Origin of the sequence: Pseudoduganella guangdongensis (assembly GCF_009857475.1) — a bacterium.
GTDB classification, from domain to species: Bacteria; Pseudomonadota; Gammaproteobacteria; order Burkholderiales; family Burkholderiaceae_D; genus Rugamonas; species Rugamonas guangdongensis.
This window is the reverse complement of the sequence record NZ_WWCJ01000001.1, coordinates 345,206-357,213: the sequence shown is the minus strand read 5'-3', so window position 1 is coordinate 357,213 and position 12,008 is coordinate 345,206. Positions and strand designations below refer to the sequence as shown.

The window sequence follows — 12,008 nt, the reverse complement described above, 5'->3', positions numbered from 1 at the left end:
TGCCAGACCTGACCCCGAATCTTATTTACGGAAAACTTGCTTGCCGCCGACCCAGGTTTCGAGGACGCCGATCTTGCCAATCTCTTCGGCGGGGACTTTGAACAGGTCGCGGTCGGTGATGATGAAGTCGGCCCACTTGCCCTGCTCCAGGCTGCCGATGGCGTGCTCCTGGTGCGCGGCCCAGGCGGCGTCCAGGGTGAAGCAGCGGAACGCTTCGGTCAGCGTCATGGCCTGTTCTTTGTACCAGCCGCCGGTCGGTACGTTCTGCATATCCTGGCGCGTGACGGCGGCGTGGATGCCGTGCAGCGGGTTGGGCGATTCGATCGGGAAATCGGAACCGCAGGCGATGCGGCTGCCTTGCTGGAGGAAGGTGTGCCAGGCGTAGGCGCCTTTGATGCGCTGCGGGCCCACTCGCTGCTCGGCCATGTTCTGGTCGGACGTGGCGTGCGTCGGCTGCATCGACGGCACGATGGCCAGCTGCTTGAAACGGGGGATGTCGGACAGCTGCACCACCTGCGCGTGCTCGATGCGGTGGCGGCGCGCGGCCAGCGGGTATTGTTTGCCCAGCCTTTCAAAGCTGTCCAGGATCTGCTTGTTGCCGGCGTCGCCAATGGCGTGCACATTGACCTGGTAGCCGGCCTTCATCGCTTTTTCGATCTTGCTGCCGATGGCGGCGTCGGTGTTGAACAGCAAGCCGCGCGTATGCGGGGCGTCGCTGTACGGGTGCACCAGGGCGGCGCCGCGGCTGCCCAGGGCGCCGTCCGAATACAGTTTGACGGCGGACAGTGCGTAACGCTCGCCGCCATAGCTTTTCAGCGGGCCGCTCTTGGCCAGTTGGTCAAAGTCGGCGCCCACGTCGCCGATCATGGCGTACACGCGGGTCGTCAGCTTGCCCTGGTCGGCGTAGGCGCGGAACAGGCGGTCGGAGCCGACGTCGACGCCGGCATCGTGCACGCTGGTCAGGCCGACGCTGGACAGGATGCCCAGTGCGCCGTCGAGCATGGCGCGCGCCTCGGCGTCGGTCGGCTTGGGCAGGATCTTGTAGACGTAATCCATCGCGGTATCGACCAGGATGCCGGTGGCGTTGCCCTGCGCGTCGCGCTCGATCTTGCCGCCCTCCGGGTCCTGGGTGTCGCGCGTAATGCCGGCGGCTTCCAGCGCCTTGCTGTTGACCCACATGGCGTGGCCGTCGATGCGCTCCATCGCGGCCGGGCGGTCGCCTACCACCGCATCCAGTTCGGCCACGGTCGGGAAGCGGCCCAGCTTCCAGATCTCCTGGTTCCAGCCTTTGCCGATCACCCATTTGCGCTGCGGATTGGCTTGCGCGAACTTGGCGATGGAGGCTTGCGCCGCCTGCAGCGACGCGGGCGAATACAGGTCGGCGCTGGTGGCCACTTCGCCCAGGCCGAAGACGTGGCCATGGGCGTCGATCAGGCCTGGCAGCACGGTCTTGCCCTGCACGTCCACGCGCTTGAAGCCTTTGGCTTTAGCCGCCACTGCCTTCGCGCTGCCGACCGCGACCAGCTTGCCGCTGTCGTCGAAAGCCAGCGCCTTGAACTGCACCAGCTGGCCTTTGGCATTCAGCGTATAGCCATTGGCATTCTCGATCATGGTACCGGCGTTGGCGGTGGCGGCGACAGCCAGGGCGGCGGTGGCCAGCAAAGTGCGGCGGAAGTGCATGGGTCCAGTCCTTTCGAATTCAAAAGCAAGAATTTGCAGAGTGTACCCGTTGACTCGTTCATTTACACGTGTAATCATTCGCCATCGATTACACATGTAAATGATTATGACCATCCAGATCAGTGAAGCCGAGGCGCAGGTGATGCAAGTGCTGTGGGAGCGCCATCCGCAAACGGCGGAGGAGGTGTGCGCCGCGCTGGCGGGCCAGGGCTGGCAGGATGCCACCATCAAAACCCTGCTGAATCGCCTGCTGAACAAAGGCGCCCTCAGCGCCCGCAAGGAAGGCCGGCGCTACCTGTACGCGCCGCTGCTGGCGCGCGAGGACTGGCTGGCGACCGAAAGCCAGGGCTTCCTCGACCGCATGTTCAACGGCCGCCTGGCGCCGCTGGTGGCGCACTTCAGCCAGCACAAGGCTTTGAGTAAAGCCGATATCGCGGAACTGAAAAAACTCGTCAAGGACCTGGAAAATGACAAGTGACTGGCTGCTGCGCTTTCTGCTGGCCAGTGCAGCCTCGAGCGCGCTGGTACTGCTTTTTCGTCCGGCATTGCGCCGCCTGTGCGGCGCCGGCAGCGCCTACCTGTCATGGGCTTGCGTGCCAGCCTGCATGCTGGCAGCCCTGGTGCCGCAAGGCGGCCGCATCGAGTTCGCCGCGCTGCCGCTGGCTGCACCAGCCGTCTCCTCCGCCGAGGCCTCGCAAATCACCCATGCCGCGGTGACCGACTGGAGTTCCATCCTGTTGGCCGCCTGGCTGGCCGGCGCCCTGCTCATGGCCAGCTGGATGGCCTGGCGCCAGTGGACCTTCCAGCGCAGCCTGCGGCACACGCCGTGGCAAGGCGGCCCGCTGCTATTGGGCGTATGGCGCGCGCGACTGGTGCTGCCGGCCACCTTCCGGCGCGACTACGACAAGGCGGAGCGGCGCCTGGTGCTGGCGCATGAACGCATCCACGCCGAGCGCGGCGACTTGCTGGCCAATACCGTGTGCGCCCTGCTGCAATGCCTGGCCTGGTGCAATCTCCTGATCCATCTCGCGGCGGCCCGCTTCCGGCTCGACCAGGAGCTGTCCTGCGACGAAGCAGTCCTGCGCCGGCACGGGCAGGCCGCCACCTACGCCAACGCCATGCTGAAAACGCAGCTGGCGGCGCAGGGGCTTCCCCTGGCTTGCCAATGGCAGGCCGTCCATCCACTGAAGGAGAGAATCATGCAGTTGAAATCAACCGTATCCTCTGCCCGCCGCCTAGGCGGCAAGTTGGCCGCAGCGCTGCTGCTGGCCGCATCCAGCGTGGCCGGCCTGTCCGCCCATGCCGATACAGCTGTCGCCAAGCGCTACTACATCCAGCTGGAAGTGGGCGGTGCGACGCCGGCCCTGCTGGTCGATGCGGGCGGGCCGGGCAGCGTGAAAGTGGGCCAGGGCGCGGATGCCTGGAGCGCCAGCTTTGTCGTCGAGCCGAAGGGAACCGAGGTGCGGGTAAAGACCAAAGTAAGCGTGGGCGATACGGAGTTGAACAGCTTCACCCTGGGCATGGCGAACGGTGAGCGTGGCAGATTCCGCGTATCGGATGGCGCGGGCAAGAACTTTGAGGGGGCCATGCGCGTGACGGAAGTCAAGTAGGCGCAAGAAGCGGAGTGTGGTGAAACGTGGCAGCTGGTCCAATCGGTGTTTTCACCAAAGGAGTCCTGCCATGATGACGCTGTACGATTACCTGCCTTCCCAAAACGCCTACAAGGTGCGGCTGCTGCTGTCGCATCTCGACCTGCCGTATCGCACCGAGATGGTCAGCATCTTTGAAGGTGCAGGGCAGCATCCGGACTACCTGGCCATCAATCCCACCGGCGCCGTGCCAGCACTGCAGCTCGAAGACGGGCGCGTGCTGGCGGAGTCCAACGCCATCCTCACCTACCTGGCGACCGGTACGCCTTATCTGCCTTCCGATGCCTTTGCGGCGGCCAAGGTGCAGCAGTGGATGTCGTTTGAGCAGGACTATGTGCTGAATATCGCCTCGCTGCGTCACTGGACCATGACGGGCAAACTGGCGCGCCGCCCGGCGGCGCTGGTGGAAATGCGGCGCGCCGGCGGCCTGCGCGCGCTGCAGATCCTGGAGCGCGAACTGGCGCAGCGGCCTTTCATTTGCGGCGACAGCTACACCATCGCCGACATCTCGCTGTTCGCCTACACCCACCGCGCGGACGAGGCGGGCCTGCCACTGCGCGAGTTCCCGCACGTCTGCGCCTGGCTGGAGCGCATTCGCGCGCAAGCCGGCTTCTACGCTGAGCATCACCCCTATGCCATCGACCCGCATTCGTCGGCGGAACTCCCGTAAGGACATAGGGAAGGGGCCTCGATCCGCGGCCCCTTCCACCTCACAGGGCGTCGTGGAAGATGATGCCCAAGGTATGCCGGTGGCCGCTGCGCAGGCGGCTCACGCCATGCCGCATGTTCACGCGGTAGCTGCCGCGCGCACCCTGCACCGGGCGGTGGAAGACGGGAAAGATAACGCAGTCGCCCTGCTGCAGCGGCAGCACTTCCACCCGTGATTGCATGCGCGGGCGCTGCTCGGTCAGCACGAACTCCCCGCCCTCGAAATCGCGCCCCGGTTGCGACAGCAGGAAAGCCGCCTGTAGCGGGAACACATGCTCGCCGTACAGGTCCTGGTGCAGGCAGTTGTAGTCGCCTGCGCCGTATTGCAGCAACAGCGGCGTGGGACGCAGCTGGCCGGCGGCGTGGCAGCGGGCGATGAAGTCGGCATGCGCCGCCGGGAAGCGCGCTTCCAGGCCCATGCTGGCGTACCAGCGGTTGGCGATTTCCGCCAGCGGCGGGTACATGCCGGCGCGCAGGCCCGCGACCAGGTCCGGCAGCGGATAACGAAAATACTGGTACTCGCCTTTGCCGAAACCGTGCCGCTGCATGATGACGCGGCTGCGGTACAGTTCCTGGCGCGCAAAGCCGGCCGCCAACTGCGCGCACGCTTGCGGCGCCAGCACCCCACGCACCAAGGCACAGCCGAATTCATCGAGGTCAGCGGCAATGCGCGCCCAGTCGAAAGCGTCCGGGCGCGCGGCGGCGGTCTGCCGGGCTATCGCGCGCGCGCTTGGCGCAATCGACGCAGGGGACGCAGGGCTGGCATCGGGCGCTGCGAACAGGTCGCCCGTCATGCCACGGCCTCCGCCGGCGCATGGGTGCCGGCGGTGCGGGCGTCGGCATCGGCCTCGCGCGCCAGCAGGGTTGCCTTGCGCTCGACACCCCAGCGGTAGCCCGAGAGCGAGCCGTCATTGCGCACCACGCGGTGGCAGGGAATCGCCACCGCGATGGCGTTCGCCGCGCAAGCACCGGCCACGGCGCGCGCGCCGTTGGGCGCTCCCACGCGCGCTGCCAGTTCGGCATAGCTGACCGTGGCGCCGGCGGGAATCTCGCGCAAGGCCTGCCACACGCGCTGCTGGAACGCGGTGCCGCGCACGTCGAGCGGCAGGTCGAGCCCGATCTGCGGCGCCTCCACGAACGCGATCACGCGCGCCACCACCTGCTCGTAGTCGGCCTGCGCGCCCAGCAACTCCGCCTGCGGGAAGCGGTCCTGCAAATCATGCGCCAGCGCCTGCGGATCATCGCCCAGCAGGATGCAGCAGATGCCGCGCTCGGTGCTGGCCACCAGGATCGCCCCCAGCGAGCACTGGGCAATGGCAAAGCGGATCTGCGCCCCGCGCCCGCCAGCGCGCCAGGCCGAGGGCGTCATGCCCAGCGCGCCGGGGGTGGCGGCGTAAAAGCGCCCGGAGGAATTGAAGCCGGCCGCGTAAATCGCCTCGGTCACCGAGGCCTCCCCCGCCAGGCCGGCCTGCATGCGCCGCGCGCGCGCCGCCGCGGCGTAGGCTTTCGGCGTCAGGCCGGTCTGCGCCTTGAACACGCGGTGGAAATGGAAGCGGCTCATGCCGCCGGCCGCCGCCAGCGCGTCCAGGTCCGGCGCGACCTCGGCCGCATCGATCAGACGGCACACCTGCGCCACCATGGCCGCGTGGCGCTCGGCCAGCGGCGGCTGCTCCGGCTTGCAGCGCTTGCAGGGACGGAAACCGGCCGCCTGCGCCGCTGCGATGCTGGCGTGGAACGCCACGTTCTCGCGCAAGGCCGGGCGCGCGCCGCAGGAGGGCCGGCAAAACACGCCGGTGGTGCGCACGGAATAGTAAAACTGGCCGTCGGCCGCGCTGTCGCGCGCCTGCACGGCGGCCCAGCGCTCGTTGTCGGTCAGATAAGGATTCATGTCAGGCTCCACTCGGTAGTATGCCACCATGCTAGGCCGCCCGCCCGGCCGTCGCACTCCGCCGCTTGCTATTGAATTCCCCGGTGCTACAATCGCCACACCTATTGCATGGAGCACAAGCCCGGAGCCCGGTTTGGACGAACAACAACAAAACGACACCCCCATTTTTCAGCGCATCAAGGATCACCTGCTGGCGCAGATCGCCGCCGGCACCTGGAAGGAAGGCGACGTGATCCCTTCCGAGCAAGCCCTGGTCAAGCAGTTCAGCGTGTCGCGCATGACGGTCAACCGCGCCGTGCGCGAGCTGACGGCGGAAGGCGTGCTGACGCGGCGCCAGGGCGCCGGCACCTACGTCGCGCCGCAGAAGTACCAGGCCACGCTGCTGGAGATCAAGAGCATCGCCGACGAGGTGCGGGCGCGCGGCCACGCCCACCGCAGCGTATTGCAGCTGCTGGAACGGGCCAAGGCCAACGACCTGCTGGCCAAGGCCTTCGCGCTGCCGCCCGGCCACGAGCTGTACCACTCGGTCATCGTGCACTATGAGAACGGGGTGCCGATCCAGGTGGAAGACCGCTGGGTCAACCCGCTCTGCGCGCCCGACTATATGGCGCAGGATTTCGGCCACATCACGCCCAATGAGTACCTGGTGCGCGCGGCGCCCCTGCAGGCCGCCACTTACAGCATAGAAGCCTTGGCGCCGCCGCGCGAGGTCGCCGAAATGCTGGCGATGGACGCGCGCCAGCCCTGCCTGGTGCTGAAACGCCAGACCCAGTCAGCCGGCCGCATCGCCTCGCTCGCCACCATGTGGCACCCGGGCCATCGCTATCAATTTGGCGGGAGCGTCCCAGCCTGAGCAATGCTATAGTTGTCCGCACATGCCAGCGGCCACGCTGGCCAGAAAGGGATGCCTTGCCGCCACCGAGCCTGACCGCCGCCTCGCCAGCCCGTCCGCGCCGCCGCGCGCGGCGCGCGCTGGCCGCCGTGCTGGCCGGCGCGCTGCTGGCGGCGGGCGCGGCGCACGCCGACGAGGCCGTGACCATCCAGCTCAAATGGCGCCACCAGTTCGCCTTCGCCGGCTACTACGCGGCGCAGGCCAAGGGCTATTACCGCGAGGCCGGACTCGACGTGACCCTGCGCGAAGCGGGACCGGGCCAGGACCCGGTGCAGTATGTGCTCGACGGCGGCGCGCAGTACGGCATCAGCAACAGCTCGCTGCTGCTGCGGCGCGGCGCCGGCGCGCCGGTGGTGGTGCTGGCCACCATCTTCCAGCACTCGCCGCTGGCGCTGGCGGTGCGCCTGGACGAAGACGGCCAGCGCCGGCCCTGGCGCGGCAGCCGCATCGCGCTCGGCACCGAAAGCGAAGAGCTGCGCATCCTGCTGCAACGCAGCGGCGTGCCGCTGGACCAGGTCACCCTGGTGCCGGGCCAGAACAACCTGGACGAACTGATCGCCGGCCGCCTGGACGCCATCGCCACCTACGCCAGCTCCGGCCCCTTCGCCATGGCGCGCAGCAACCTGCGCTTTGAGCTGCTCAGCCCGCGCAGCGTGGGCATCGATTTTTACGGCGACAACCTGTTCACCACCGAAGCTGAGCTGCGCGCCCATCCGGAACGCGCGCGCGCCCTGCGCGCCGCCACCCTGAAAGGCTGGCACTACGCGCTGCAGCACCCGCAGGAAGTCGTCGACCTGATCCGCGCGCGCTACCCCGAGCGCAAGTCGCGCGAAGCGCTGCAGTTCGAAGCGCAGCACCTGCTGCCCCTGCTGGAACAGCACCTGATCGAACTCGGCTACAGCAACCCGCAGCGCTGGAAAGCCATTGCCGACACCTATATCGCGGCCGGCATGCTGCCGCCCGGCTTCCGCCTGGACGGCTTCATATACCAGGACACGGCGCGCCTGCCGGGCTGGCTGCTGGCGCTGGGCGTAGCGCTGGCCCTGTTGGCCGGGGCCGCCCTGTGGCGCCTGGTGCGCGTCTCGCGCGCCCTGAAAGGGGCCGAGGGGCGGCTCGACGACGCCGAGCGCATCGCCAGCTTCGCGCTGGAAGGCGCCGGCGAGGGCTACTGGGACTGGCAGCCGCAGGTGCCCTCCCTGCACCTGTCGCAGCGCTACGGCGAAATCCTCGGCTACCCGGCCGGCACGCTGCGCCTGTCCACGCTGGAGCAGTGGCTGGCCCTGGTGCACCCGGACGACCGCGCCCGCGTCACCGGCGAAATCGCGGCGCTGGACGACCCGGCCGCCGGGCGCGCGCCCTTCACCATGGAATTCCGCATGCAATGCCGCGACGGCAACTGGACCTGGGTGCTGGCGCGCGGCATGGTGCTGGCGCGCGACAGCGCGGGACGCCCGCTGCGCATGTCCGGCACCCTGGGCGACATTTCCGACCGCACGGCGGCCGAACTGGCGCGCCTGGCCGCCATGCTGGCCGCCCTGCCCGGCGCCCTGCTGGTGGCCGACCGCAGCGGGCGCGTACGCCAGGCCAACGCGGCCGGCGACGCCGTCTTCGCCGCCGCGGCCGGCCAACTGGCCGGCGCCTCCATGGAACAGTTGATCCCCGACGTCATGCGCGACACGCCGGGCCGCCCGCGCGAGCTGTTCGCCCGCCCGCAAATGCCGGGCCGGGTACTGACCGCGCGCCGCCTGGACGGCAGCCACTTCCCGGCCATGGTGCACCTGGCGCCGATCCAGCTGGCCGGGCAAGGCCTGGTGGTGCTTTCGCTGCGCGACATGACGCAGCGCCAGCGCGCCGAGGAGGCGCTGCAGGCGTCCTCCGAGCGCTACCGCCTGATCGTGCAGACGGCGGCCGAGGGCATCTGGATGTGCGACGCGGCCGACCTGACCAGCTTCGTCAACCCGACCATGGCGTTCATGCTGGGCTACGAGGTCGAGCACATGCTGGGGCGCCCCATGGCCGATTTCATGGACCCCGACTGCGCCGCCCTGCGCCAGCGCCTGGCCGCCGGCGACGTCCACGGCGGGCGCCCGGAGCCGGCCGAGGGCCGCTTCTACCGCCAGGACGGCTCCTCGCTGTGGGCCCTGTTGGCCACCAGCCAGGTCAACGCCGACAACGGCAGCTACGCCGGCACCCTGACCATGGTCACCGACATCACCGACCGGCGCCTGGCCGAACTGGCGCTGCGCCACTCCAACCAGCGCCTGGCCTCGGTCTTCAACGCCGTCACCAATGGCCTGGTGGTGTTTGACGCCGCCGGCAATATCGTCGAATGCAATGCCGCCGCCAGCCGCATGCTGGGGCGCGCCGCCGCGCGCGGCGCCGGCCAGTGGGACGGCGTGCACGAGGACGGGCGCCGCTTCGACGCGCCCGAGCACCCGGTGGCGCTGGCCCTGGCCGGCGGCCAGCCGGTGCGCGACGTGGTGATGGGGGTGGCGGCGCCGGCCGGCGCGGCCGAGGAACGCTGCTGGCTGTCGGTCAATGTGGAGCCGCTGCGCGACGAGTTCGGCCCCGGCAGCATGGTGGTGGCCAGCCTGACCGACATCACCTACCGCAAAAAGAGCGAGGACGCGCTGCGCCAGGGCGAGCAGCGGCTGCAGGAAATCATCCAGATGATGCCGATCGGCCTCTTCATCAAGGACAAGGACAGCCGCCTGATCCTGATGAACCGCGCCTGCGAGCAGCAGTTCGGCTACACCTTCGATGAACTGAACAACGGCGACTACACCGTGTTCCACGCGCCGGAGGAGGCGGCCGCCTTCCGCGCCAAGGACCTGGAGGCGTTTGCCGGGCGCACCCTGATCGATTTCGAGGAAACCATCTGGAACCCGGCGCAAGGCGCGCCGCGCCAGCTGCGCACCTTCAAAAAGCCGGTGTACGACGCGCACGGCGCGCCGGCCTACCTGATTTGCATGGCGATCGACATTTCCGACAGCAAGGCCGCCGAGCGCGCGCTGCGCGAACTGAACGAGCACTTGGAGGAGCGGGTGGCGCAGCGCACCGCCCAGCTGGAAGAGGCGCGCCAGCAGGCGGTGGAAGCGTCGGCCGCCAAGGGCCAGTTCCTGGCCAAGATGAGCCACGAAATCCGCACCCCGATGAACGGCGTGATCGGCATGGCTTACCTGGCGCTGAAGACCGAGCTCGAGCCGCGCCAGCGCGACTACCTGGAAAAGATCCGCTTCGCCGGCGAGCACCTGCTGCGCATCATCGACGACATCCTCGACATTTCCAAGATCGAGGCCGGCAAGCTGGAAATCGACGAGGTCGACTTCTCGCTCGACCATGTGATCCAGACCCTGACCACGGTGGTGGCGCCGAAGGCAGCCAGCCGCGGCCTGCGCCTGAATTTCGAGCTCGACCCGGCGCTGCCGCCGGTGCTGCGCGGCGACCCGCTGCGCCTGGGCCAGGTCCTGATCAACTACGTCAACAACGCCATCAAGTTCTCCGAACAGGGCAGCATCGACGTCAGCGTGCGCCAGCTGCTGGCCGATGACACGGCCTGCCTGCTGCGCTTCGACGTGCGCGACCACGGCATCGGCCTGACGGAGGAGGAACAGGGCAAGCTGTTCCAGGCCTTCCAGCAGGCCGACACGGCGATCACGCGCGAATACGGCGGCACCGGCCTGGGCCTGGCGATCTGCAAACAGCTGGCCCAGCTGATGGGCGGCGAAGTGGGCGTGCACAGCGTGCCCGGCCAGGGTTCCACCTTCTGGTTCACGGCGCGCCTGGGGCAGTCGGCGCGCCGCGTGCCCGAGCTGATCAACGAAGTCAACGCCGCCGCCGCCGCCCTGCTCGACAGCGCGCGCAGCGCCGCCGCCATGCAGGCCCTGAAGGACGCGCGCATCCTCCTAGTCGAGGACAACACCTTCAACCAGCAAATCGCGCTGGAAATGCTGGAGGAGGCCGGCTCCTCGGTGTGCCTGGCCAACAACGGCGCCGAAGCGCTCGACCTGCTGCACCAGGCCGACTTCGACTGCGTGCTGATGGACGTGCAAATGCCGTTGATGGACGGGCTGGAAGCGACGCGCCGCATCCGCGCCGACCCGGCCCTGGCCGCCACCCGCGTGCTGGCCATGACCGCCACCGCCACCAAGGACGACCGCGAACGCTGCCGGCAGGCCGGCATGGACGACTTCATCGCCAAGCCGATCCAGCCGGCCCTGATGTACCAGACCATCGCCAGCTGGCTGCCCGAGCGCAGCGCCGACGCCGCCGCGCCCGACCCGGCGCGCGCCGCCCGCCCCAGCGGGCGCGCCGCGTTCCGCCCCACCCTGGCCGGCGACCCGGCCATCATCGACCTGTCGGTGCTGGCCCAACTGCTGGGCTACCACCCGCACAAGATCCGCAAATTCGCCTTCAAATTCCTGCAAACCACCGAGGCCGGCCTGAATGAGATGGAAGCGGCGCTGGCCGGCGCCGAGCTGCAGAAGGCGCGCGAGCTGGGCCACCGCATCAAGAGCAGCGCGCGCGCCGTGGGCGCCCTCGGCATGGCCGAGCTGTGCCAGCAGCTGGAGCAGCTGGCCGAGGACAGCGGCGCCGCCGCGCGCGCGCGCAGCCTGCTCGACCAGCTGTGGACCCTGCTGCACCAGGTGAGCGAACACATCATGACCAACACCACTTTTGCCGACGATGACTGAACTTTCCCCCCCGCCCAGCCCCCCCTTGCGCATCCTGCTGGTGGATGACGACCCCTTCATGCTGAGCATGCTGGCCGATATGCTGGAAGACCTGGGCCAGCTCAATGTGCGCAGCGAAAGCGACGCCCGCCAAGCCCTGCTGGCCCTGCCGCAATTCCGGCCCGACCTGCTGATTTGCGACCTGTCCATGCCCGAGCTGGACGGCATCGAATTCCTGCAGAAGGCCGCCGACCGCCACTTTGCCGGCGCCGTGGTGCTGCTGTCCGGCATGGACGCCAGCGTGCGCCAGGCCGCCGACACCCTGGCCCGCGCCCACGGCCTGTCGCTGCTGGGCACCCTGGCCAAACCCGCCACCCCTGCCGCCCTGCGCCAGCTGCTGGGGAAAATTCGGGGCCAGGTCTGAAAAAAAATGGGGACGTACCCTATTTTTTGCTGCGCGAAGAATGGGTACGTCCCCATTTTTTTAAAATCGGGTATTATTTGGCCCATTCCCGCCC

Annotated in this window: 9 protein-coding genes; 6 read left to right on the top strand and 3 right to left on the bottom strand. The window is 68.5% G+C overall.

Annotated features, from left to right (window positions below):
• Positions 1-21: 21 nt before the first annotated feature.
• The gene (locus GTP41_RS01705) at positions 22-1,680 is read right to left on the bottom strand and encodes an amidohydrolase (protein ID WP_161023811.1); all 1,659 of its coding nucleotides are present in this window, start codon (positions 1,678-1,680) and stop codon (positions 22-24) included.
• Positions 1,681-1,786: 106 nt separating this feature from the next.
• Between GTP41_RS01705 and GTP41_RS01700 the strand changes: the two genes are divergently transcribed.
• From GTP41_RS01700 to GTP41_RS01690, 3 genes are all read left to right on the top strand, one after another.
• Complete coding sequence (locus GTP41_RS01700) at positions 1,787-2,158, top strand: BlaI/MecI/CopY family transcriptional regulator (protein WP_202419569.1); 372 nt, start codon at positions 1,787-1,789, stop codon at positions 2,156-2,158.
• Positions 2,148-3,290: a M56 family metallopeptidase gene (locus tag GTP41_RS01695; RefSeq protein WP_161023810.1), complete on the top strand. Its 1,143-nt coding sequence runs from the start codon at positions 2,148-2,150 to the stop codon at positions 3,288-3,290. Before GTP41_RS01700 ends, GTP41_RS01695 begins: the two co-directional genes overlap by 11 nt.
• A 70-nt stretch (positions 3,291-3,360) precedes the next feature.
• Positions 3,361-3,999 carry a glutathione S-transferase family protein gene (locus tag GTP41_RS01690; protein WP_161023809.1) on the top strand — a complete coding sequence of 213 codons (639 nt, stop codon included), beginning with the start codon at positions 3,361-3,363 and terminating at the stop codon, positions 3,997-3,999.
• Positions 4,000-4,039: 40 nt separating this feature from the next.
• On the opposite strand, the gene GTP41_RS01685 is transcribed toward GTP41_RS01690, so the two are convergent.
• Positions 4,040-4,831 (bottom strand): 2OG-Fe(II) oxygenase, encoded by a 792-nt coding sequence (locus GTP41_RS01685; RefSeq protein WP_161023808.1) that lies wholly within the window; start codon positions 4,829-4,831, stop codon positions 4,040-4,042.
• Entirely contained in the window at positions 4,828-5,925 is a 1,098-nt protein-coding gene (ada, locus tag GTP41_RS01680; protein WP_161023807.1) for a bifunctional DNA-binding transcriptional regulator/O6-methylguanine-DNA methyltransferase Ada, read from the bottom strand. The genes GTP41_RS01685 and ada overlap by 4 nt, the downstream gene beginning before the upstream one ends.
• A gap of 133 nt (positions 5,926-6,058) precedes the next feature.
• On the opposite strand from ada, the gene hutC reads away from it, so the two are divergent.
• Genes hutC through GTP41_RS01665 form a run of 3 tightly spaced genes read left to right on the top strand, consistent with a single transcriptional unit; the run spans position 6,059 to position 11,914 of the window.
• Positions 6,059-6,778 carry a histidine utilization transcriptional repressor HutC gene (hutC, locus tag GTP41_RS01675; RefSeq protein WP_229502698.1) on the top strand — a complete coding sequence of 240 codons (720 nt, stop codon included), beginning with the start codon at positions 6,059-6,061 and terminating at the stop codon, positions 6,776-6,778.
• Between the two features lie 56 nt (positions 6,779-6,834).
• Complete coding sequence (locus GTP41_RS01670) at positions 6,835-11,511, top strand: PAS domain S-box protein (RefSeq protein WP_161023805.1); 4,677 nt, start codon at positions 6,835-6,837, stop codon at positions 11,509-11,511.
• Entirely contained in the window at positions 11,504-11,914 is a 411-nt protein-coding gene (locus tag GTP41_RS01665; RefSeq protein WP_161023804.1) for a response regulator, read from the top strand. The genes GTP41_RS01670 and GTP41_RS01665 overlap by 8 nt, the downstream gene beginning before the upstream one ends.
• Positions 11,915-12,008 lie beyond the last annotated feature (94 nt).

Excerpts from the sequence above, each read along its gene's own strand:
- GTP41_RS01705 (WP_161023811.1), bottom strand. The coding sequence starts at position 1,680 with ATGCACTTCCGCCGCACTTTGCTGGCCACCGCCGCCCTGGCTGTCGCC.
- GTP41_RS01700 (WP_202419569.1), top strand. The coding sequence starts at position 1,787 with ATGACCATCCAGATCAGTGAAGCCGAGGCGCAGGTGATGCAAGTGCTG.
- GTP41_RS01695 (WP_161023810.1), top strand. The coding sequence starts at position 2,148 with ATGACAAGTGACTGGCTGCTGCGCTTTCTGCTGGCCAGTGCAGCCTCG.
- GTP41_RS01690 (WP_161023809.1), top strand. The coding sequence starts at position 3,361 with ATGATGACGCTGTACGATTACCTGCCTTCCCAAAACGCCTACAAGGTG.
- GTP41_RS01685 (WP_161023808.1), bottom strand. The coding sequence starts at position 4,831 with ATGACGGGCGACCTGTTCGCAGCGCCCGATGCCAGCCCTGCGTCCCCT.
- ada (WP_161023807.1), bottom strand. The coding sequence starts at position 5,925 with ATGAATCCTTATCTGACCGACAACGAGCGCTGGGCCGCCGTGCAGGCG.
- GTP41_RS01665 (WP_161023804.1), top strand. The coding sequence starts at position 11,504 with ATGACTGAACTTTCCCCCCCGCCCAGCCCCCCCTTGCGCATCCTGCTG.